Annotated in this window: 17 protein-coding genes and 1 riboswitch; of the genes, 14 read left to right on the top strand and 3 right to left on the bottom strand. The window is 69.2% G+C overall.

Features of this window, described 5'->3' with window-relative positions; genetic code table 11:
- Positions 1–5 precede the first annotated feature (5 nt).
- From A3Q37_RS35985 to A3Q37_RS25095, 4 genes are read left to right on the top strand one after another with little or no spacing between them, the layout of a single operon-like run.
- Positions 6–1619: a condensation domain-containing protein gene (locus A3Q37_RS35985; RefSeq protein ID WP_079137979.1), complete on the top strand. Its 1614-nt coding sequence runs from the start codon at positions 6–8 to the stop codon at positions 1617–1619.
- Positions 1552–7521, top strand: a complete 5970-nt coding sequence (locus A3Q37_RS25105; protein ID WP_369691471.1) for an amino acid adenylation domain-containing protein — start codon at positions 1552–1554, stop codon at positions 7519–7521. Before A3Q37_RS35985 ends, A3Q37_RS25105 begins: the two co-directional genes overlap by 68 nt.
- A complete protein-coding gene (locus A3Q37_RS25100; RefSeq protein WP_065487894.1) occupies positions 7518–8501 on the top strand; it encodes a threonine/serine dehydratase in 984 nt (327 codons plus the stop codon). Before A3Q37_RS25105 ends, A3Q37_RS25100 begins: the two co-directional genes overlap by 4 nt.
- Before the next feature lie 55 nt (positions 8502–8556).
- Positions 8557–9300, top strand: a complete 744-nt coding sequence (locus A3Q37_RS25095) for a 4'-phosphopantetheinyl transferase superfamily protein (RefSeq protein ID WP_255311938.1) — start codon at positions 8557–8559, stop codon at positions 9298–9300.
- A 55-nt stretch (positions 9301–9355) separates the two neighbouring features.
- On the opposite strand, the gene A3Q37_RS25090 is transcribed toward A3Q37_RS25095, so the two are convergent.
- Positions 9356–10360, bottom strand: coding sequence for a LuxR family transcriptional regulator (locus tag A3Q37_RS25090; RefSeq protein ID WP_065487893.1), 1005 nt, complete (start codon positions 10358–10360; stop codon positions 9356–9358).
- A gap of 176 nt (positions 10361–10536) precedes the next feature.
- Here A3Q37_RS25090 and A3Q37_RS25085 point away from each other — a divergent pair, with 176 nt between their 5' ends.
- From A3Q37_RS25085 to otsB, 4 genes are all read left to right on the top strand, one after another.
- Positions 10537–10863: a hypothetical protein gene (locus tag A3Q37_RS25085; protein ID WP_065487892.1), complete on the top strand. Its 327-nt coding sequence runs from the start codon at positions 10537–10539 to the stop codon at positions 10861–10863.
- Between the two features lie 147 nt (positions 10864–11010).
- Complete coding sequence (locus tag A3Q37_RS25080; RefSeq protein WP_065487891.1) at positions 11011–11217, top strand: hypothetical protein; 207 nt, start codon at positions 11011–11013, stop codon at positions 11215–11217.
- A 109-nt stretch (positions 11218–11326) separates the two neighbouring features.
- The gene (locus tag A3Q37_RS25075; protein ID WP_065487890.1) at positions 11327–12586 is read left to right on the top strand and encodes an MFS transporter; all 1260 of its coding nucleotides are present in this window, start codon (positions 11327–11329) and stop codon (positions 12584–12586) included.
- A gap of 95 nt (positions 12587–12681) precedes the next feature.
- Positions 12682–13533, top strand: a complete 852-nt coding sequence (gene otsB / locus A3Q37_RS25070; protein WP_065487889.1) for a trehalose-phosphatase — start codon at positions 12682–12684, stop codon at positions 13531–13533.
- Between the two features lie 52 nt (positions 13534–13585).
- Here otsB and A3Q37_RS25065 read toward each other — a convergent pair whose 3' ends face one another.
- Together A3Q37_RS25065 and A3Q37_RS25060 are read right to left on the bottom strand one after the other, a co-directional pair.
- On the bottom strand, positions 13586–14977 hold the full coding sequence (locus tag A3Q37_RS25065) for a trehalose-6-phosphate synthase (RefSeq protein ID WP_065487888.1): 1392 nt from the start codon (positions 14975–14977) through the stop codon (positions 13586–13588).
- 92 nt (positions 14978–15069) lie between these two features.
- A complete protein-coding gene (locus A3Q37_RS25060) occupies positions 15070–16020 on the bottom strand; it encodes a glucosyl-3-phosphoglycerate synthase (RefSeq protein ID WP_065487993.1) in 951 nt (316 codons plus the stop codon).
- Between the two features lie 153 nt (positions 16021–16173).
- Positions 16174–16301: riboswitch (SAM riboswitch) on the top strand.
- A gap of 18 nt (positions 16302–16319) precedes the next feature.
- Between A3Q37_RS25060 and thrC the strand changes: the two genes are divergently transcribed.
- The 6 genes from thrC (at position 16320) to A3Q37_RS36590 (ending at position 21857) form a co-directional block, all read left to right on the top strand.
- Positions 16320–17615, top strand: coding sequence for a threonine synthase (thrC, locus tag A3Q37_RS25055; RefSeq protein WP_079137977.1), 1296 nt, complete (start codon positions 16320–16322; stop codon positions 17613–17615).
- Between the two features lie 35 nt (positions 17616–17650).
- Complete coding sequence (locus tag A3Q37_RS25050; RefSeq protein ID WP_006126483.1) at positions 17651–17929, top strand: MoaD/ThiS family protein; 279 nt, start codon at positions 17651–17653, stop codon at positions 17927–17929.
- A 418-nt stretch (positions 17930–18347) separates the two neighbouring features.
- Positions 18348–18554, top strand: coding sequence for a cold-shock protein (locus A3Q37_RS25045; protein WP_003967346.1), 207 nt, complete (start codon positions 18348–18350; stop codon positions 18552–18554).
- A gap of 343 nt (positions 18555–18897) precedes the next feature.
- Entirely contained in the window at positions 18898–20520 is a 1623-nt protein-coding gene (groL, locus tag A3Q37_RS25040; protein WP_003967345.1) for a chaperonin GroEL, read from the top strand.
- A gap of 175 nt (positions 20521–20695) precedes the next feature.
- Entirely contained in the window at positions 20696–21202 is a 507-nt protein-coding gene (locus A3Q37_RS25035; protein WP_065487886.1) for a hypothetical protein, read from the top strand.
- A 523-nt stretch (positions 21203–21725) separates the two neighbouring features.
- Positions 21726–21857, top strand: coding sequence for a keywimysin-related RiPP (locus A3Q37_RS36590; protein ID WP_107471588.1), 132 nt, complete (start codon positions 21726–21728; stop codon positions 21855–21857).
- Positions 21858–21912: the final 55 nt, after the last annotated feature.

The raw sequence follows: 21912 nt of genomic DNA, 5'->3' as shown, positions 1-21912 counted from the left end.
ATCTGATGACTGACGTTGCAGCCAACAACCTCCAGGCGCGGCTCCTCGCCCGGATGAGCAAGCGCACGGCGGACGACCGCATTCAGCGCGTCGAGAGCCCTCGTAACAAGCCCCTGTCGTTCGCCCAGCGGCGGCTGTGGTTCCTGGACCAGCTGGAGCCGGGAAGCGCGGAGTACGTAATTCCTTTTGGGTTCGAACTCGAAGGCAGCCTTGATCTGGATGCTCTGGAGACCGCCTTCTCCGGTCTGGTCGCCCGGCACGAGGTGCTGCGCACCCGCTTCGTCACCGGCGAGGACGGTGAGCCCGTTCAGGCCGTCGACGACCCCTGGCACGTGCCGGCCCAACTCATCGACCTCTCCTCCGGGATACCCGGAACACCCAGAACCATGGAACCGGCGGACCGGGAGCGGGCCGCCCGTGAGCTGGTCGATACGAAGTCCGCAGAGCCTTTCGATCTCACGAGTGGTCGGTTGTTGCGGGTCGTGGTGGTTCGGCTCGCGGATGACCGGCATCTGCTGATGATGGTGATCCATCACATCGTGGCCGACGGCTGGTCGGCTTCCGTTCTCACCGATGAACTGCGCGAGCTGTACACGGCGGCGGTCGAGTCCCGTATGCCGCAGCTTGACGAACTCTCCATTCAGTACGGGGATTTCGCGCTGTGGCAGCGCCAGTGGCTGACCCCGGAGCGGGAGGGGCGTCAGCTGTCGTACTGGCGCGAGAACCTTGCGGGCGTCGAGGCGCTGGAGCTGCCCACCGACCGACCCCGCCCCCTGGTCCGCTCCGGTGCGGGTGACGCTGTCACCTTCACGATCGACGCCGGTACCACGCTCGGTCTGCGGCAACTGGCGTCCAGCCAGGGCGCTTCATTGTTCATGGCGGGTCTTGCGGCGTTTCAGGTCTTGTTGTCGCGTTGGTCGCGTCAGGACGAGTTCACGGTCGGTACGCCTATTGCGGGGCGTAATCGCGCTGAGGTGGAGAATCTGGTCGGGTTCTTCGTCAATACCTTGGTCATGCGGGCCGATCTGACGGCCAATCCCACCTTCGTGGATCTTCTCGGCCAGGTCCGGGAGACTGCTCTGGGTGCTTATGCTCACCAGGATCTGCCGTTCGAGCGGATCGTCGAGGAGCTGGCCCCCGAACGGGATCTCTCCCGCAATGCTCTCTTCCAGGTCATGTTCGCTCTCCAGAACGTTCCCGACAGCACCTGGACCCTTCCCGGACTCACCCTCGACACCATCGAAGTCGCGGCTCAGACATCGAAGTTCGACCTCACTCTCTTTCTCACCGAGCAGACGGACGGCACCATCGAGGCCGAAATCGTCTACTCCACCGAGCTCNCAGGATCTGCCGTTCGAGCGGATCGTCGAGGAGCTGGCCCCCGAACGGGATCTCTCCCGCAATGCTCTCTTCCAGGTCATGTTCGCTCTCCAGAACGTTCCCGACAGCACCTGGACCCTTCCCGGACTCACCCTCGACACCATCGAAGTCGCGGCTCAGACATCGAAGTTCGACCTCACTCTCTTTCTCACCGAGCAGACGGACGGCACCATCGAGGCCGAAATCGTCTACTCCACCGAGCTCTTCGACAGGGCGACCGTCGAAAGGCTCGCCGGTAACTACACCCGGCTGCTGGCCGCTGCCGTCGCGGACCCGGGCACACCCGTCGGTGAACTCGACATCCTCACAGCGGCAGACCGCGAACAACTCCTTGTCACCTTCAACGACACCACCGTCCCCTACCGCAACGACATCACCGTCCACGAACTCTTCGAGCAGCAGGCCACCCGGAGCCCCGACGCGGTGGCCGTGACGTTCGGTGTGGAGGAACTGTCGTACGCGGAGCTCAATGTCCGTGCCAACCAGCTCGCGCATCACCTCATCGCTCAGGGTGTCGAGGCCGGTGACCTGGTAGCGGTGTGTGTGGACCGCGGTATCGACATGATCGTGGCGCTGCTCGGTGTGCTGAAGGCGGGCGGCGCGTACGTCCCCCTCGACCCGGACTATCCCTCCGCCCGCCTGGAGTTCATGCTCACGGACACCCGGGCGTCCTTGATCATCACCCAGTCCCACCTGGCCGGTCGGCTCCCCGCCGCCGCCCCTCAGATCCTTGTCGACGCTGATCGGAACACGCTTGTCGCCACCCGGCCGGAGACGAACCCCTCGCCGCGGAGCGGCCCCGACGACCTGGCGTACATCATCTACACCTCCGGATCCACCGGCACCCCCAAGGGCGTGATGGTGCAGCACCGGTCGATCTGCCGACTGGTCGACAACAACTGGTTCGCGGACATCACCCCCGCGGATGTCGTTGCCCAGGCGGCCAACTTCTCCTTCGATGCCTTCACTCTGGAATGCTGGGGCGCTCTCACCGCCGGTGCCTCGCTCGCGGTTCTCTCGAAGGACGTCGTGCTCGATCCCGAGCGGCTGCGGGAGCAGATCCGGGCGCGGTCGGTCTCGACGATCTGGCTGACGGCTCCGCTGTTCAATCAGCACGTCACCGACTGCCCGGACCTGCTGGCCGGTGTGAAGACGGTGATGTACGGCGGTGACGCGGTCGAGCGGTCCGTCGCGGACGCCCTCGTCGCAGGCCCGTACGCCCCGCAGAACCTGGTCAACGGTTACGGCCCGACGGAGACCACCGTCTTCGCGGCCTGCTACGTCGTTTCCCCGGACGGCCCACGGATCACCACGATGCCCATCGGCCGCCCGATCGCCAACACTCAGGCCCTGGTCATGGACCGTTTCGGCGGCCTCGCGCCGGTCGGCGTCCCCGGTGAGCTGTGGATCGGCGGCCCCGGCGTCGCCCGCGGCTACTGGAATCGGCCCGAGCTGACCTCCGAGCGTTTCGTCCCGCACCCGTTCTCCGCCGGTCCCAAGGACCGCGTGTACCGCACGGGCGACCTGGTGCGCTGGCTTCCTGACGGCAACATCGAGTTCCTCGGCCGGATCGACCAGCAGGTCAAGCTGCGAGGTCTGCGCATCGAGCTCGGGGAGATCGAAGCCGCTCTTGCCGCCCAGGAGGACATCGCGTCGACCGTCGTGGTCGTCCGCGAGGACACCCCGGGGGACAAGCGTCTCGTCGCCTACTGCGTGCCGGCCCCCCATCGCGAACCGGCCGTCGCGGGGCTGCGGGACCGGTTGCGCGACAGCCTGCCGGACTACATGATCCCGAACTGGTTCGTCCACCTCGACGCCCTGCCCCTCACCCCGAACGGAAAGGTCGACCGCAGGGCCCTGCCCGCCCCTGACGTGCCCCGCCAGATCGCCGAAGGCGGCTTCACCGCCCCGCGCACCGAGACCGAACGCATCGTCGCGGACATCTGGCGCGAGGTCCTCGGCCTCGACCAGGTGGGCGTGCACGACGACTTCTTCCAGCTCGGAGGACACTCGCTCCTCGCGACCCGCCTCGTGTCCCGGATCAACAAGGCGCTCGGCACAGACGTCACCGTCCGACAGCTCTTCGAGGCGCGTACGGTCGCCGCACTGACCGCCGAGCCCGAGGCAGCGACGCAGCAGGAAATCGGGATCATGCGCCGCCCCGCCGGCACGGCCGTGGTGCCGCTGTCGTTCGCCCAGCGGCGGCTGTGGTTCCTGGACCAGCTGGAGCCGGGAAGCGCGGAGTACGTGATCCCTTTCGGTTTCGAGCTCGAAGGCAGCCTCGATCTGGCTGCTGTGGAGACCGCCTTCTCCGGTCTGGTCGCCCGGCACGAGGTGCTGCGCACCCGCTTCGTCGCAGGTGCCGAGGAGGAGCCGGTGCAGGTCGTGGGCGAGCCGTGGGAGGTACGGAGCGAGCTTGTCGACCTGCGGCACATCGGCGACCGCGCCGAGCGTGAAACCCTGGCCCGCGTCATCCTGGACAGCAAGGCATGCGTTCCCTTCGATCTCACGAGTGGTCGGTTGTTGCGGGTCGTGGTGGTTCGGCTCGCGGATGACCGGCATCTGCTGATGATGGTGATCCATCACATCGTGGCCGACGGCTGGTCGGCTTCCGTTCTCACCGATGAACTGCGCGAGCTGTACACGGCAGCGGTCGAGTCCCGTGCGCCGCAGCTTGACGAACTCTCCATTCAGTACGGGGATTTCGCGCTGTGGCAGCATCAGTGGCTGACCCCGGAGCGGGAGGGGCGTCAGCTGTCGTACTGGCGCGAGAACCTTGCGGGCGTCGAGGCGCTGGAGCTGCCGACCGACCGGCCCCGTCCGCTTCGCCGTTCCCGTGCGGGTGACGCTGTCACCTTCACGATCGATGCCGGCACCACGCTCGGTCTGCAGCGACTGGCTTCCGGCCAGGGTGCTTCGCTGTTCATGGCGGGTCTTGCGGCGTTTCAGGTCTTGTTGTCGCGTTGGTCGCGGCAGGACGAGTTCACGGTCGGTACGCCTATTGCGGGGCGTAATCGTGCCGAGGTGGAGAATCTGGTCGGGTTCTTCGTCAATACCCTGGTCATGCGGGCCGATCTGACGGCCAATCCCACCTTCGTGGATCTTCTCGGCCAGGTCCGGGAGACCGCTCTGGGTGCTTACGCTCACCAGGATCTGCCGTTCGAGCGGATCGTCGAGGAGCTGGCCCCCGAACGGGATCTCTCCCGCAACGCTCTTTTCCAGGTCATGTTCGCTCTCCAGAACGTTCCCGACAGCACCTGGACCCTTCCCGGACTCACCCTCGACACCATCGAAGTACGGGGAGAGACACCGAACTTCGACCTGGTCTGCCTGCTGGACGCCGACGAGGCGACGGGAACCGTCGAGGGCCGCATTCTCTTCTCGCCGGAGCTGTTCGACAGGGCGACCGTCGAAAGGCTCGCCGGCAACTACACCCGGCTGCTGGCCGCTGTCGTCGCGGACCCGGGCGCACCCGTCGGTGAACTCGACATCCTCACACCGGCAGACCGCGAACAACTCCTTGTCACCTTCAACGACACCACCGTCCCCTACCGCAACGACATCACCGTCCACGAACTCTTCGAGCAGCAGGCCACCCGGAGCCCCGACGCGACCGCGCTCCTCTTCGAGGACACCCGCCTGACCTACGGCGAGCTCAACGCTCGCGCGAATCGGCTCGCGCACCATCTCATCGCTCGGGGCATCAAGGCCGGTGATCTGGTGACGGTGTGTGTGGACCGTGGTCCGGACATGATTGTGGCGCTGCTCGGTGTGATGAAGGCCGGCGGCGCGTATGTTCCGGTGGATCCCGACTACCCCGCTGCCCGTATCGAGTTCATGCTCAGGGACACCCGGGCACCGCTGGTCGTCACGCAGTCCCACCTGGCCGGCCGACTTCCGGAGACCGCCTCCCAGGTTCTTCTCGACGCCGACCGGAGCATCATCGCCACCCGGCCGGAGACGAACCCCGCGCCGCGGAGCGGCCCCGACGACCTGGCGTACATCATCTACACCTCCGGATCCACCGGCACCCCCAAGGGCGTCATGATCCAGCACCAAGGCGCCGTCAGCATGGCGGAGCACCTGCCCGGACAGCTGCGGCTGGACTCCGACAGCCGGGTACTGCAGTTCGCGTCGCCCAGCTTCGACGCCTCGATGTACGAGGTGTTCACCACCTGGGGCGCGGGCGCGACGCTGGTGCTCGCTCCGCGCGAGGACCTGTTCCCCGGCCGGCCGCTGGAGACGACAGTGGCCCGGCACGGCGTCACCGCCGTCACGATGTCGCCGTCACTGCTCGCTGGGGTGTCCACGGAGGCGATGCGCAGCGTCCGGACGATCGTGGTGGCCGGCGAGGCCTGCCCGCCGGACGTTCTGGCCACCTGGTCGCCGGGGCGGGTGTTCATCAACGCGTACGGACCGAGCGAGGACACCGTCTGCAGCACGCTGTACGAGTACGCCGACGTCAGGGACCGGGTGCTGATCGGCTCGCCGGTCGCGAACACCGAGGTGTTCGTGATGGACCGTTTCGGCGGCCTCGCGCCGGTCGGTGTTCCCGGTGAGCTGTGGATCGGCGGTGAGGGCGTCGCCCGCGGCTACTGGCAGCGGCCCGAGCTGACCTCCGAGCGTTTCGTCCCGCACCCGTTCTCCGCCGGTTCCGAGGACCGTGTGTACCGCACAGGCGACCTGGTGCGCTGGCTGCCCGAAGGGAACCTGGAGTTCCTCGGCCGGATCGACCAGCAGGTCAAGATCCGCGGACTGCGCATCGAACTCGGCGAGATCGAGTCAGCGCTCGCCGCCCACGAGGACGTCGCCGCGTCCGTGGTGCTGGTCCGTGAGGACACCCCCGGCGACAAGCGGCTCGTGGCCTATTGCGTACCCGGCGCCGGCTGTGAGCTGACCGTCGCGGGCCAGCGGGCCCGTCTCCGCGAGAGTCTGCCGGACTACATGATCCCGAGCTGGTTCGTCTTCCTGGAAGCGCTGCCGTTCACGCCGAACGGCAAGGTCGACCGCAAGGCGCTGCCACAGCCGGAGGGCGACCGCCCCGTGATGGAGACCGAGTTCGTGGCACCCCGCACCGAGACGGAGCGGATCGTCGCCGACATCTGGAGCGAGGTCCTGGGGCTGGAACAGGTCGGCGTCCACGACGATTTCTTCCAGCTCGGCGGCCACTCGCTGCGCGCCGTGCGGCTGGCGACGCGGCTTCAGAACGCGGGATACGCGATGTCGGTACGCGCGGTCATGCAGTACCCGACGGTCGCGGAAGCAGCGGACCTGCTCTCCCGAGCGGGCACGGTCTCCCGCTCCCTCGCCTTCGAACTCGGCGGAGGACGGCCGGCGGAGGACGGGGAGCCGGACCGGCGGAACCTGTTCTGCGTCCACCCCAGCGGCGGCAGCGCCCACTGGTTCACCACACTCGCGGGCCGGCTGGCCGACGAGTACCGGACGTACGGCATCCAGGCGCCCGGTATGGAACCGGACGAGGAGACCGTCCAGGGCGTCGAAGCGCTGGCAGCCCGGTACTGGGAGGAGATCCGTGCGATCCAGCCCGAGGGCCCGTACCACCTGCTCGGCTGGTCGCTGGGGGCCGTCATCGCCCACGAGATGGCCCGGCAGGCCCCGGCGGACACCGGGCAGGTCTACCTGGTCGAGCCGCCGATCATCGAACCGGGCGTCAGGAACCGGCTGATGGGCTACGTGGCCGACTATCACCGGGCCGTCGCCCTCTGGGAGAAGGGCCGTACGGAGCAGGGCGCGGAGCGGGCGCGGACCGGGAGAGAGCTGCGCCGGCTCGCCTCCACGCTGGAGGTGCCGGACGAGTCCGCGACGCTCGACGAGTGGCTCCCGTACGCCACCCTCGGCGGGCTCCTGGAGTCGGTGGCGTCCTACGATCCGCCGGTTTCGGGTGCGCCCTGCACGCTTGTCGTCAGCGACGACGTACGTCTCGGCGATCAGGGTTCGAACGCCAGTGACGGCAGCGCCGAGGAGTACACGGACTACTGGCGCCGTCTGTATCCCGACGGCATGGAGCAGGCCCACACACCGGGCACGCACGAAGACATGATGACGGCTCAGGATGCAGTCTCCACCCTGGCCCGGACCATCATCAGCAACTCGACCGAGTACGCGGGGCGGCAGGCATGAGGATTCCGACCTTCCAGGACGTGCAGGCCGCCGGGCAGCGCATCGCCCCCGTGGTCCGCAGGACGCCGGTCCTGCGCATCCCCGGCACCCATGTGTTGCTCAAGCGGGAGGACCTGCAGAAGTCGGGGTCGTTCAAACTGCGCGGGGTGACCAATGCCTTCGTGGCCGCCGCCCCCACCCGGGTGGTGACGGCCTCCTCCGGGAACCACGGCAAGGCGCTGGCGATGCTGGCCCGCGCCCGGAGGATCCCGGCGACGGTGGTGATGACCGCGCAGTCGGCGCCGGAGAAGGTCGAGCGGATCCGCGAGCTGGGCGCCCGCGTCCGCTTCGTGGAGGGCGGGGTAGCGGAGCGGAACCGCCTGGCGGAGGCCCTGGCCGTCGAGCAGGGCGCGACGCTGGTCCCGTCGTCCGACCATGCCGACGTCATCGCGGGCCAGGGCACCACGGGCCTGGAGATCGCCGCCCAGGCACCGGAGACCGAGGCGGTGTACGTGCCCGTCGGCGGCGGCGGGCTGCTCGCCGGCATGTGCCTTGCGAAGGAGGCCTGGGCCGGGCGGGTCCGCGACGGCATGGCCCCGGCTCCGGCCGTGATCGGGGTCGAGCCGGTGTCGGCCCCCCGGTACGCGCTCTCCCTTGCGACCGGCAGACCGGTAACCGTCCCGCCGTCCGCCTCCGTGGCCGACGGGCTGCGCGGCCAGTCGCCGGGATGCGTCGCCCTCCCGATCGTGGCCGCCGGGTCCGATCGCCTCATGGCGGTGGAGGACGACGAGATCCTCCGAGCCATGTCCCTGCTGCTCGGTTGCGGCGTCGTGGCCGAACCGAGCTCGGCCGCTGCGGTCGCGGCTGCGTTGAGGGCCGAACACACCCGGGACGTCGTGGTCGTCCTGACGGGCGGCAACATCTCCCGCGCGCGGTTCGACAAGCTGCTCGCGGACGAGGCCCGTACGCGGGATCCGCTGCCCGCACTGGCCGTCGGCTGATCCCGCCCCCGCCCAGCCCGCGCCCCTATCCTTCTTCCTCGCCGTAAGGAGCACCATGTCCACGACGCTGCTGTCCCGCGAGATCCCCACCCGGCTCGCCTCGACCGGCACGCTCACCCCACGCCTCTACCGCTCCGGCCACCTGGCCGAACTCGTCCGGCCCGCGGCGGGCCCCCGGCTATGGCTGGTGCGCCTCGCCGCCGGGGCCGCAGAGCCCGACCCCATGGCCCTGCTCGACGCGGAGGAGCGGTCCAGGGCCACGGCCTTCCGCTCGCCCCTGGACCGCGCCCACTACATGGCCTCGCACATCGCCCTGCGCCGAATCCTCGGGGCGCATCTGGGCAGGGCTCCCGAGGACGTACAGCTCGCCCGGGCGGACTGCCCGGTGTGCGACGCCGGCCATGGCAGACCCGTCGTGGCGGGCAGCTCGCTGCAGTTCTCGCTGTCCCGGCGTGCCGGGTACTGCCTGATCGCCCTGGCCCGTACGGCGGTGGGCGCGGACCTGGAGGTCCACCCGGCGGTGGAGGTCGCCGACGAGATCGCCACCACCCTGCACCCACGCGAGCAGGCTCTCGTGGAACTCGCGCCACCCGACCGGAGGGCGGCCGTCTTCGCCCGCATCTGGGCGCGGAAGGAGGCCTATCTCAAGGGTCTCGGCACCGGGCTGGCCATGGGCGCCGCGCACGACTACGTGGGGGAGGGCGCGGTGGTGCCGGACTGGCGCTTCTACGACGTCGCGGCCCCGGCCGGACTCGCGGCCGCGCTCGCGGTCAGGGGGACGGACACGGAGGCACCCTGAGAACGGCGCGGCCGGCTGCGGCTGTCTCCCGCGCGCGGCCCGGCCGGAGCGGCTCTCACTCCTCGCCGGTGAGCCAGCCCTTGGCCACTGCCCGCGCGCCCGCCTGCAGACGGCTGCGAGCACCGAGCTTCTCCATCAGATCCGCGGCGATACGGCGGGCCGTGCGGGGCGAGACACCGAGGCGTTTGGCGACCGCGTCGTCGGTGAGGCCCTGGCCGAGGAGGCGGAGCGCCTCCGACTCCTGGGGAGAAAGGCCGCGGTGGTCCTCCCGATCACGGGAGGAAGCGCTGCCCAGGGGAGCGGCGCTGTCCCAGATGGTGTCGAAGAGTGCGCACAGGGCGGTGACGGTGCCGCTTCCGGTGAGTACCAGCGCGCCCGCGCGGCTGTTCTCCTCGTCGGTTGGGACAATGGCGATCCGCCGGTCCAGGACCATCAGCCGGATCGGCAGGGACGCGGTCGTACGCACCTCGCCGTTCAGTTCGGTGAGCCAGTTCGCGTAAGCCACGGTGGGCTGGCTGTTGCGGACGCTTTCGAGGTAGAGCGTCCGCATCCGGACACCGCGCTCCAGGAGCGCCTGGTCCTGCGGCTTCGCCGCCTCCATACTGGCCTCGCTCTGCGCTCCCCCGGGCGCCAGCGTCATGACCTCGGTGCGGATGCCGCGGACGAGGAGCGAGATCCGTTCTCTGATCTCCTCGATCCCGTCGAGGCGTTCGATCCCGTCGATCTGCTTGTGGGGTCGGGCAACGGTGAAGTCCGCGGCCAGTTGTGCGGCGGCGAGGCGAATCTGCTCGATCCGCTGCTGCTCGGCAGCCAGGCGCTCCTGCTGGCGGGCGATGACGGCCTGGATGCCGACCTCCGGGTCCACGGCCCGGAAGCAGTGCGGTTGGTCGAACCCGGTTCTTACGAGCGCCAGTTCACTCAGCTTGTCCAAGGCCGCACGCAACTCGGCCTCGGGCAGGCCGAGTCTCTCGCGAAGCATGTTGAACTCGGCCTGTGGATGGGCGAGTACGGCGCGATACACGTTCTCGGAGACGCCGTCCAACCCCAGTGCTTCCAGCATATTCGTCCTCCCCCAATTGATGATCAGGACGAATCAAAGCATGTGCCTCTGGCATATGACCATGTGTCCATGGGTCTCTGGAATACCTGCCGGGGAGATGGCCGGAACCGGCAACAGCATAAACAGTCCGGTATGGGCGGCTGTGGCGGCTTCTGCGCTCCTGAGAGGCTGGAGGCATGCGTCTGATCCACGTCCGCATTCGCCTTCCCGGCACCCCTGGATCCTCGGAGTCCCTCAAGGCCGCATTCCATTCTCATACGACCCCCGAGGACAAGGTCGGTCACCTCAGCGTCCACCTCGGCGACGGGGGCGAGCTGACCGTCGGGTTCTTCATCAGCGCCGCGACCCTGTCCGCGGCGGAAACGGTCGCGTACGCGGTGACGCTCCGGGCGCTCGACAGCGTGCCCGCGTTGCAACAGGCCTACGTCACAAGCTACTCGGCGGCACTGGTGCTGGCACTGTTCGACCGGATGCTTCAGGAGCCGGAGCGAAGGACGGAATAGGCGAAGGCCGGATGAGGTCAACCCGTAAACCTGGTCGGCGGCTCTCGAGCAGGCAAGACTCGTTGATGTCAGCAGGACGGGCCCGAGCAACACAGGGACGCCGAAGCTGACAAATCCCGGTCCTTCCTTTCGTAGAAGAGGTTTGCCATGTCTGAAAAGAGCCTGCGTCTCGCCGCGAAGTCCGCCGCAATTCTCGCCCTCGTCGCCCTCCCGGCTTTCGGTATCGCCGAGCTCGCCACCCACGAGAGCGCCCCGGTCGCGGCCGCCGCCACCACGAACCACGAAGCAGGTCCCGCCGCCGCCGAGCCGACCCCCACCCCGGCCACGTCCAAGGACACCACCGGCTGGGACTAGTTCCTCGCCCGCGCGGTGACCCGCGCCTGCCAGGGTGAGGTCCGCCGACGTCAATTCCGTTCCTGTTGAACCGAGTTACCCCGCCTTCCCAGGAGAAGAGGACACCCCCATGGCGGATGACACCCGCACCCTGACGCCGGAGCGTTCCGCGACCAGGCCCGCGTACAAAGACGGAACCGTCATGCGCTGGCTCGCCGCCTACACCCTCTCCATCCTCGGCGACAGCATCTACTTCATGGCCCTGGGCTGGGCGGCCAACCGCATAGCCGGGCCCGCGGAAGTCGGGTTGATCGTGGCGACCGGGGCGGTTCCCCGAGCCGTGCTCATGCTCGGTGGAGGCGTGATCGCCGATCGTTTCGGGCCACGCAGGGTCGTCATCGGCAGTGACGCGGTGCGCTTCGTCGTCATCGCGGCGGCGGCAGCGGCGCTCGCCTTCACGCCCGGCCACGTCTGGCTGCTCATCACCGTCGCCCTGCTCTTCGGCGCCGTCGACGCCGTGTTCATGCCCGCTGTCGGGGCGCTCCCGCCCAAGATCTCCACGCCCGACCAGCTGGTGCGTATCCAGGGCATGCGGGCACTCGCCGTCCGGGGCGGCAACACCATGGGACCGCCGCTCGCCGGGTTCGCCATGGGCGTCAGTGGGCCGGCCGCGGCCTTCGGGCTTGCGAGCGTCCTGTTCGGAGCCTCGCTCCTGCTCCTCCTCACCGTCCGTATGCGGACGGTCGAGCAGGCCCCGGACGCAGATACGCAGCCCCGCGAGACCTCGGCCCGCCGTGACCTCGTCGAAGGCCTGGTCTTCGTCCGCCGACACAAGCTGATCGGCCCGCTGGTGCTCGCGGCCGCCCTCAGCGAGCTGGGATTCGCCGGACCCCTCAACATCGGATTCGTCTTCCTCACCTCCGAACGCGGCTGGGGAGCCGCGGGCATGGGCTGGATCGTCGCCGGATTCGGTGCGGGAGCGGCGGTCAGCGCCCTCATCCTCACCGTTCTGGGGCGCCTGCCGAGGGCGGGTTACGCGCTCATCGTCACCACCCTGGTGACCTCCACCTGCATCGCCCTGTTCCCCGCCGTCCCGGAGCTGGGCCTGACGGTTGCCCTCGCCGCCCTCGCCGGACTGATGGGCGGGATCGCCGGAGGCCTGGCGCACGCCCTCATCCAGACAGCCACGGACCACGCCTACCTGGGGCGGGTCACAGCGGTGACCAGCTTGACGGCGCTCGGGCTCGCCCCGCTGACCTTCCCGGCCTTCGGCGCTCTCGTCAGCTACGGCGGGGTCTCCACGGCCTTCCTCGCCGGCGGTGTGCTCAGCGCGATCGGCATGGTCGTGTGCCTCGCGTCCCCCGCGGTGCGCAAGGCGGAACTGGCCTGAGCCCTGTCCGGCCGGTGAGGACCGCCGGCGGCCTGGACGCCCTCTCCGCCCCCACAGGGCTCGTGGCCGACCCGTCCAGGGCTTAGGCTCGCCCCATGGGCAGTCACCCGGAACGTCTTCCGAACCCGACCACCCCGGCCGGCCGCGAGGGGCTCGACGCCGTTCTCGCCCGGCCCGACCGCGCGGTCGTCGCGCTCGACTTCGACGGCACGCTCGCCGACATCGTCCCGGACCCCGAGCAGGCCCGCGCCCACCCCGGCACCGTCGATGCGCTCGCCGCGCTCGCGCCGAAGGTCGCCGCCATCGCCGTGATCACCGGCCGCCCGGCGGGCGTCGCCGTGCGCTACGGGGGCTTCGCGGGCGTCCCCGGTCTGGAGCACCTGGTCGTGCTCGGACATTACGGCGCCGAGCGCTGGGACGCCGTGACCGGTGTGGTCCACGCTCCCGCCCCGCATCCGGGCGTTACGGCCGTGCGCGCCGAACTCCCCGGCGTACTGCACGAGTTCGGGGCCTGGAACGGCACCTGGATCGAGGAGAAGGGGCAGGCCGTCGCCGTCCACACCCGGCGGGCCCAGGACCCGCAGGCGGCCTTCGAGTCGCTGCGCGGGCCCCTCGGCGAGCTGGCCGCGAAATACGGCCTGATCGTCGAACCGGGGCGGCTGGTCCTGGAGTTGCGCCCGCCCGGCATGGACAAGGGCGTCGCGCTCGCCGGGTTCGTCGCGGAGCTGGACGCCGAGTCCGTGATCTACGCGGGCGACGACCTCGGGGACCTCGCCGCGTTCGCCGCGGTGGAGAAGCTGCGCAGCGAGGGCCCGGACGGCATCCCCGGTCTTCTGGTGTGCAGCGGCAGCGCCGAGGTGCCCGAACTGGCCGAGCGCGCCGACCTGTTGGTCCCGGGCCCGGCCGCGGTGGTGGACTTCCTGGCGGCCCTGGCCGAGCGGCTGTAGACACCGATCGGGCGGCGGCCCCGGCCGAGCGGCTGTCAAGCCGCAAGGGGGCTCACCCCTCCCGCAGCGCCTCCAACTGCTCCAGGAACCACCGCTGCGGCGGCAGCGCGGTCGCCGCCTCCGCCAGTCGCTTCGTACGGCCCGACCGCTCGTCCCCGCTCATCGTCAGCGCCTCGTGCAGGGCCTCCGCCGTGCCCGTCACGTCGTACGGGTTCACCACGATCGCGTCCTCGCCCAGCTCCTCGTACGCCCCCGCCTCCCGTGACAGGACCAGCGCGCAGCCGTGGTCCGAGACGACGGGGACCTCCTTGGCGACCAGGTTCATGCCGTCGCGGATCGGGTTGACCAGGGCCACGTCCGCCAGCCGGTACGCGGCCAGCGAGCGGGCGAAGTCGTCCTTGACGTGGAGGACGACCGGCGTCCAACTCTCCGTGCCGTACGCCCCGTTGATCTCCGTGGCCAGCGTCTGCACCGCCGCCGTGTAGTCCCGGTAGACCGCGAGGTCCTGGCGGGAGGGGTAGGCGAACGCGATATGGACGACGCGCTCGCGCCACTCGGGGCGGGTCTCCAGCAGCGTGCGGTACGCGTGCAGGCCGCGCACGATGTTCTTGGACAGCTCGGTGCGGTCCACCCGCACGATCGTCTTCCTGTCCCCGCCCACCTGCTCGCGCAGCGCCGCCATCCGCTCGTCCACGTCCGCCTCGTGCGAGCGCCGGCGCAGGAAGTCCGCGTCGGCCCCGAGCCCGTGCACCCCGATCCTGGTCCGGCCCGTGCCGCCGAGGATCTCCGTACAGCAGCCGATGAACGCGTCCGCCCACCGCCGGGTCAGGAAAGCGGCCCGGTCCGCGCCGAGAATGCCCCGCAGCAGCTGCTCGGCGATGTCGTCGGGCAGCAGCCGGTAGTAGTCCACGGGCGCCCACGGGGTGTGCGAGAAGTGGCCGATCCGCAGGTCCGGGCGCAGCTCGCGGAGCATGCCGGGGACCAGGGCCAGGTGGTAGTCCTGCACCAGGACCGCCGCCCCCGGGCCCGCCTCCTGGGCCAGTGCCTCGGCGAAGGCCCGGTTGTACGTCTCGTACGACGCCCACTGCCGCCGGAACTCCGCGTCGAAGACCGGCTCCACGGGGGTCTGGTACAGCAGGTGGTGGACGAACCACAGCACGGAGTTGGCGATGCCGTTGTACGCGTCGGCGTGCACCTCGGCGTCGATGTCGAGCATCCGTACCCCCGGCTCGCCCACTCCCCGGCGTACCGCCTCGCGGTCCCCGTCGCCGAGGGCCGCGCAGACCCACAGCTTGTCGTCGACGGCGCTCAGCCCGGAGACGAGACCGCCGCCGCCGCGCTTGGCGTCCAGCGTCCCGTCCTCGCCGAGCGTGTACGTGATCGGGCCGCGGTTGGACGCGACGAGGACCTGGGCATTCGAGGAAGACGTGTGCTCGGTGACCATGTAGCGGAACCTAGCCCGTTCGGGAAGCCGCCAAACGCGCGTCCGGAGGACCGGTCACCGGCATCACGCCGCCCACCGCGCCCGCGTACGCCTCACGCCGCCCACCGCTCCGCGTACTCCGCGATCTCCCGCATCGGTGGCCGCTCCTCCGTGTCCACCGCATGGGTGCGCGGTACGAAGCCGTCCTCGCCGCGCTCGAACTGGGTCAGCGCCGGCCGCACCAGATGGCCCCGGGACAGCCGCAGCTGGGCCGTGCGGTAGATCGCCGCCGCCATCCGGCCCAGCGCCTGCCCGTCCTGGTGGCGGTGGCGCCGCACCCCCACATCCACCTGGCCCAGCGCGTCCAGACCCACCGTGTGCAGCGCGTCCACGAGCAGCCCCAGCTCCACTCCGTAACCGACCGGGAACGGCAGCCGCTCCAGCAGGGACCGCCGCACCGCGTACTCGCCGCCCAGCGGCTGCACGAAACCGGCCAGCTGCGGCCAGTGCAGATTGAGCAGCGGGCGTGCCACCAGTTCAGTGACCCGGCCGCCCTGACCTGCGCTGTCGCCGAGCGGGCGGTCGTACATCGCCTTGACGAACTGGACGGCGGGATCGGTGAGCAGCGGGCCGACCGTCCCCGAGACGAAGTCCGCCGAGAAGTCCTTGAGGTCGGCGTCGATGAAGCACACGATCTCGCCGCTGGTCACCAGGAGTGACCGCCACAGCACCTCGCCCTTGCCGGGCAGGGCCGGGATCCGGGGCAGGATCGCGTCCCGGTGGACCACGCGCGCGCCCGCCGCCCGGGCCACGGCCGCGGTGGCGTCGGTGGAGCCGGAGTCGATCACCACGAGCTCGTCGACCAGCCGGACCTTCTCCATCAGCTCCCGGCGGATCGTCGCGACGATCGCGCCGACCGTGGCCTCCTCGTTCAGCGCGGGCAGGACCACGCTCACCGACGTACGGCGCGGGTCGGCGGCCCGGGCGTCGGTGAGCCGGTCCAGCGGGCGGTCGCCGGACGACCAGGAGCGCCTGGTCAGCCAGCGTTCCACCTCTTCGAGCACGGTCGGCACTCCCTGTGTGTGATCCATCTCGCGGTTCGGACGACTATCTCAACGGTCCGGTGCTTCGGTTACAGTCTTGAACAACGCGGATGACCGTCGCATGTCGGGGTCGGACCGCACATAAACGCCTGGATCGAAGATCCAGCGCCATAGAGCTCATCCAGAGGGACTGAGGGAACGGCCCGTTGAAGTCCCGGCAACCCTCCTGCCGACCGCGAGGTCACGGTGGGGAAGGTGCCAATTCCGTCTTGCGGCGAAATGCGTCGTGAGGAAGATGAGGAGAAAGGGCCTCCGCCATCATGGCTGTTCAGACCATTGCAGGTAATGCAACCACCGCCCCCCTGGACCTCGGTCCCGCCGCGGCCCTTTCCTGCCGCGAGTGCGGCGAGCGTTTCGAGCTCGGCCCCCTTTTCGCCTGTGCGTCCTGTTTCGGCCCCCTCGAAGTGGCCTACGACCTGCCCACCGGCTCCCCCGAAGAGCTGCGGGGGCGCATCGAGGCCGGTCCGGACAACATCTGGCGCTACGCCCCGCTGCTGCCCGTCCCCGCCGATGTCGCGGACAAGCCCAATCTGAACCCCGGCTTCACCAAGCTGGTCAAGGCCGACAACCTCGCCCGCGAGCTGGGCGTCACCGGCGGCCTGTACGTGAAGGACGACTCCGGCAACCCGACGCACTCCTTCAAGGACCGCGTCGTCGCGATCGCCGTCGAGGCCGCCCGCGCCTTCGGTTTCACCACCCTCTCCTGCTCCTCCACGGGCAACCTGGCCGGAGCCGTCGGCGCCGCCGCCGCCCGCGCCGGACTGCGCTCCTGCGTGTTCATCCCGCACGACCTGGAGCAGGGCAAGGTCGTCATGGCCGCGGTGTACGGCGGTGAACTGGTCGGCATCGAGGGCAATTACGACGACGTCAACCGCTTCTGCTCCGAGCTCATCGGCGACCCGCTCGGCGAGGGCTGGGGCTTCGTCAACGTCAACCTCCGCCCGTACTACGGCGAGGGCTCCAAGACGCTGGCGTACGAGATCTGCGAGCAGCTCGGCTGGCGGCTGCCCGACCAGATCGTCATCCCGATCGCGTCCGGCTCCCAGCTCACGAAGATCGACAAGGGTCTCCAGGAGCTGATCAAGCTCGGCCTGGTCGAGGACAGGCCGTACAAGATCTTCGGTGCCCAGGCCGAGGGCTGCTCCCCGGTCTCCGCCGCCTTCAAGGCCGGTCACGACGTCGTACGCCCCCAGAAGCCGAACACCATCGCCAAGTCGCTGGCCATCGGCAACCCGGCCGACGGCCCGTACGTCCTGGACATCGCCCGGCGCACCGGCGGCGCGGTGGAGGACGTCACCGACGAGCAGGTCGTCGACGCGATCAAGCTGCTGGCCCGCACCGAGGGCATCTTCGGCGAGACGGCGGGCGGGGTGACGCTCGGCGTGACGAAGAAGCTCATCGAGGCCGGTGTCATCGACCCGGCGCTCACCACCGTCGTCGTCAACACCGGCGACGGCCTGAAGACGCTCGACGCGGTCTCCGTCACCTCGCAGGCCACGGCCACCATCAAGCCGAGCCTGGACGCGTTCCGCGCCGCGGGCCTCGGCACCGCCTGACGACCACCCCGTACCGAAGGAAGAAGGGCACCACCATGAGCGTCAAGGTCCGCATCCCCACCATCCTCCGTACGTACACGGGCGGCCAGGCCGAGGTGCCGGCGGAGGGTACGAAGCTCTCCGAGGTCATCGAGTCCCTGGAGAAGGACCACCCGGGCATCGCCGCCCGTGTCCTGGACGACCAGGGCAAGCTGCGCCGCTTCGTCAACGTGTACGTCAACGACGACGACGTGCGCTTCGAGGGCGGCCTGGACGCGGCCACCCCGGACGGTGCCGGTGTCTCGATCATCCCCGCGGTGGCCGGCGGCTGCTGATCCGACAGCCGTCCACCGAACGACCGTTGCCCCCTCCGCGAGAGAAGCGGAGGGGGCAATTCTGCATGGTTGAGCGCGGTACAGTTGGGGAAGCCCCATCCGCTGCCCGTGCCGCCCGCATATGAGAATGCGCCCGGCCCCGATAAGAAGCAGCCAAAGTATCCGAACCTCTTGTGGCATAAGTGCCCTTTGCCTGGCCCGACTTGCCCGTAAATCTCAGCAAACCCGCATATTCGCGTGTTCCGCCGCGCCGAGAATTCTCGTCCGATTGACCTGTTGCAGAGGGCAGTTGGGCGGATACATTCGGCCGCGGTCGACGCGCTGCGGCGCCGCACACCCTCTCCTGTCGGAGGGTGCGTCACGACCCGGGCCCGCGAAGTGCGGTCCCGTGCAAGGGCCAGTAATAGGGGAGTTAGGCATGGCTCAGGGCACCGTCAAGTGGTTCAACGCGGAGAAGGGGTACGGCTTCATCGCGGTCGACGGTGGTGCGGATGTTTTCGTCCACTACAGCGCGATCCAGATGGACGGGTACCGCACCCTCGAAGAGGGTCAGCGAGTTGAGTTCGAGATCTCGCAGGGCCAGAAGGGGCCCCAGGCCGACATGGTCAAGCTCGCCGTCGGCTGAGCTCGGCGCGGTCGTCCGACGACATCACTCACGCACGTAGGGCCCGACCCCGGGATGGTGAATCCCCGGGATCGGGCCCTACGCGCGTCCCGGACCGCGTGGCGTCCCCGGCCGTACGGCGTCCCGGCCGCATGGCGGGCACTCGCCGAAGGCGCTTGCACTCTCGGGGGTCGAGTGCTAATCATTGGCGTTAGCACTCTCCAGGTGAGAGTGACAGAACTTGGACCGGGCCGGTGAGGCCCGCAGGTGCGATGGGGCAAGGAACCATCACACGCGCAGGCCGTCCGTCGCGGGCGCCTCCCGGTCCGGAGAAATCCACCCCTGTCCGGGAGGACCACTTCACATGGCCAAGATCATCGCGTTCGACGAGGAGGCACGGCGCGGTCTCGAGCGCGGGATGAACCAGCTCGCCGACGCCGTCAAGGTCACCCTCGGCCCCAAGGGCCGTAACGTCGTCCTCGAGAAGAAGTGGGGCGCGCCCACGATCACCAACGATGGTGTTTCCATCGCCAAGGAGATCGAGCTCGAGGACCCGTACGAGAAGATCGGTGCGGAGCTGGTCAAGGAGGTCGCCAAGAAGACGGACGACGTCGCCGGCGACGGTACGACCACCGCCACCGTTCTCGCCCAGGCGCTCGTCCGCGAGGGTCTGCGCAACGTCGCCGCCGGCGCCAACCCGATGGCCCTCAAGCGCGGCATCGAGAAGGCCGTCGAGGCCGTCTCCGCCGCTCTGCTGGAGCAGGCCAAGGACGTGGAGACCAAGGAGCAGATCGCTTCGACCGCCTCCATCTCCGCCGCCGACACCGAGATCGGCGCGAAGATCGCCGAGGCGATGGACAAGGTCGGCAAGGAAGGCGTCATCACCGTCGAGGAGTCCCAGACCTTCGGTCTGGAGCTGGAGCTCACCGAGGGTATGCGCTTCGACAAGGGCTACATCTCGGCGTACTTCGCCACCGACATGGAGCGTATGGAGGCGTCGCTCGACGACCCGTACATCCTGATCGTCAACTCGAAGATCGGCAGCGTCAAGGACCTGATCCCGCTGCTGGAGAAGGTCATGCAGTCGGGCAAGCCCCTGCTGATCATCGCCGAGGACGTCGAGGGCGAGGCGCTCTCCACCCTGGTCGTCAACAAGATCAAGGGCACGTTCAAGTCCGTCGCCGTCAAGGCCCCGGGCTTCGGCGACCGCCGCAAGGCCATGCTCGCGGACATCGCCATCCTCACCGGTGGCACCGTGATCTCCGAGGAGGTCGGTCTCAAGCTGGAGAACGCCGGCCTGGACCTGCTCGGCCGCGCCCGCAAGGTCGTCATCACCAAGGACGAGACGACGATCGTCGACGGTGCCGGTGACAGCGACCAGGTTCAGGGCCGCGTCAACCAGATCCGTGCCGAGATCGAGAACTCCGACTCGGACTACGACCGCGAGAAGCTCCAGGAGCGCCTCGCGAAGCTGGCCGGCGGCGTGGCCGTCATCAAGGCTGGCGCCGCCACCGAGGTGGAGCTCAAGGAGCGCAAGCACCGCATCGAGGACGCGGTGCGCAACGCCAAGGCCGCCGTCGAGGAGGGCATCGTCGCCGGTGGTGGCGTGGCTCTGCTCCAGGCCTCGGCCGTCTTCGAGAAGCTCGACCTCACGGGCGACGAGGCGACCGGCGCCAACGCCGTGAAGCTCGCGCTGGAGGCCCCGCTCAAGCAGATCGCCGTCAACGGTGGTCTTGAGGGTGGCGTCGTCGTGGAGAAGGTCCGCAACCTGCCGATCGGTCACGGCCTCAACGCCGCGACCGGCGAGTACGTCGACATGATCGCCGAGGGCATCCTCGACCCGGCGAAGGTCACGCGCTCCGCCCTCCAGAACGCCGCGTCCATCGCCGCGCTGTTCCTCACCACCGAGGCCGTCATCGCCGACAAGCCCGAGAAGGCCGGCGCGGCCGCTCCGGGCGGTATGCCGGGCGGTGACATGGACTTCTGATCGGTTCCGGCTCGCGCCGGTCGATCGAGGTTCCGCGTACGTCGAGTACGCAGGTACGTCCCACAGGGGCGGTATCTCCTTCACGGAGGTGCCGCCCCTGTGGCGTGTCCGGGGACAATGGGGCGAGGACACGGTCGTAACGACGTACGACGTACGGATACGGGGGCGGACGGGCATGAGCGTGAGTGCTGCGGGGAGAACGGGCAGGGGACGGCTCAAGGGGGTCTCGTTCGTCGTGGGCGGCGCCCTGCTGTTCGCGCTGGGGCTGTTCGTCGTGGTGACCGGGACGGGCCTCTCCGGCGCCCTCGGCATGCGGGTGGAGACCTTCGGCCGCATCGACTGCAACGACACCCGCACCAAGAAGGGCCAGACCGTCTGGCACTGCTTCGGCGAGAGCCCGGCCCAGCAGCGCGCCAACGCGGCCGAACGCGAGCGGGTGGCCCGCGGGGCGCTGCGCGTCCATGTGGACGGCGAGCCCCGGTCCGCGGAGATCGGCCGCAGCAGGATCCTCTTCGCCGACCACGACGGCCGGACCGACCCCGAAACGATCACCGCGACCCAGGTGTTCGACGGCGGACGCTGGTACGCCCACTCCTCGATGCTCGTCGGTTACGGCATGATCCCGCTGCTTCTGGGCGCGGGAGCGGCGGCCTGGGGCGGCTACCGGCTGCGCGCGGGGTAGGGGAACCCCGGTTGTGAGCTGTCGGCGTGGCCGAATGACTACTTGTCGTGGCCACGCCCGTACGGCAGCACGTTTCGGCGCACCTCTACCGAGGGCGGTGGCGCGCTCGCGGTGTCTGGGGTAGGGCGGTCGGGGAGCCGCTCAGGGGCCCGCTCACGGCTGGTTCCCCGGTTCCTGGGACCGCCTTCCCTCTCTTGCCAGCTCACTGCCCGGTCCGGCGACCGCATGCAGCCATTGGTCCAGTCCACCGGGTCATCTCGGCGGGGGCGGTGTGCGACTGCACACGGCAGCCGTCAGGTCGATCGGTCCCGGGCGGAGGCGTCCGGACCGGCCCGCGACGCACCTCGCCGCTCGCGCTATCCAGCCAACTTCATGCGGTAAGTCGGAATCATGCGTACCGGTTCGATGGCCGGACATGATGGCTCTGGTGTTCGCATGACGAACACCAGTCGCACAAACAACTCCCGTTATGCGACCGATAGTTGGACATAGCGGTCGCCAACCACACAGAAGCGAAGGTGTCATGAAGCAGCAGAAGCAGCAGAAGAAGGCGTACATGAAGCCGTCGATGTTCAAGCAGGGCGACTTCTCGAAGAAGACCGCCGGCTACTTCGTCGGCTCGTACAAGGAGTACTGGAGCCGGCGCATCATCTGATCCGCCGATCCGTTTCCTGTGCACCGTGCCTGCGCACTGTGTGAGAACTTCCGAA

It is taken from the genome of Streptomyces sp. PTY087I2 (assembly GCF_001687325.1).
In the GTDB taxonomy this organism is placed as follows: Bacteria; Actinomycetota; Actinomycetes; order Streptomycetales; family Streptomycetaceae; genus Streptomyces.
Note: the sequence above shows the minus strand (reverse complement) of the source record. Positions and strands in the feature narration are given on the sequence as shown.

Excerpts from the sequence above, each read along its gene's own strand:
- A3Q37_RS25100 (WP_065487894.1), top strand. The coding sequence starts at position 7,518 with ATGAGGATTCCGACCTTCCAGGACGTGCAGGCCGCCGGGCAGCGCATC.
- A3Q37_RS25095 (WP_255311938.1), top strand. The coding sequence starts at position 8,557 with ATGTCCACGACGCTGCTGTCCCGCGAGATCCCCACCCGGCTCGCCTCG.
- A3Q37_RS25090 (WP_065487893.1), bottom strand. The coding sequence starts at position 10,360 with ATGCTGGAAGCACTGGGGTTGGACGGCGTCTCCGAGAACGTGTATCGC.
- A3Q37_RS25085 (WP_065487892.1), top strand. The coding sequence starts at position 10,537 with ATGCGTCTGATCCACGTCCGCATTCGCCTTCCCGGCACCCCTGGATCC.
- A3Q37_RS25080 (WP_065487891.1), top strand. The coding sequence starts at position 11,011 with ATGTCTGAAAAGAGCCTGCGTCTCGCCGCGAAGTCCGCCGCAATTCTC.
- A3Q37_RS25075 (WP_065487890.1), top strand. The coding sequence starts at position 11,327 with ATGGCGGATGACACCCGCACCCTGACGCCGGAGCGTTCCGCGACCAGG.
- otsB (WP_065487889.1), top strand. The coding sequence starts at position 12,682 with ATGGGCAGTCACCCGGAACGTCTTCCGAACCCGACCACCCCGGCCGGC.
- A3Q37_RS25065 (WP_065487888.1), bottom strand. The coding sequence starts at position 14,977 with ATGGTCACCGAGCACACGTCTTCCTCGAATGCCCAGGTCCTCGTCGCG.
- thrC (WP_079137977.1), top strand. The coding sequence starts at position 16,320 with ATGGCTGTTCAGACCATTGCAGGTAATGCAACCACCGCCCCCCTGGAC.
- A3Q37_RS25050 (WP_006126483.1), top strand. The coding sequence starts at position 17,651 with ATGAGCGTCAAGGTCCGCATCCCCACCATCCTCCGTACGTACACGGGC.
- A3Q37_RS25045 (WP_003967346.1), top strand. The coding sequence starts at position 18,348 with ATGGCTCAGGGCACCGTCAAGTGGTTCAACGCGGAGAAGGGGTACGGC.
- groL (WP_003967345.1), top strand. The coding sequence starts at position 18,898 with ATGGCCAAGATCATCGCGTTCGACGAGGAGGCACGGCGCGGTCTCGAG.
- A3Q37_RS25035 (WP_065487886.1), top strand. The coding sequence starts at position 20,696 with ATGAGCGTGAGTGCTGCGGGGAGAACGGGCAGGGGACGGCTCAAGGGG.
- A3Q37_RS36590 (WP_107471588.1), top strand. The coding sequence starts at position 21,726 with ATGAAGCAGCAGAAGCAGCAGAAGAAGGCGTACATGAAGCCGTCGATG.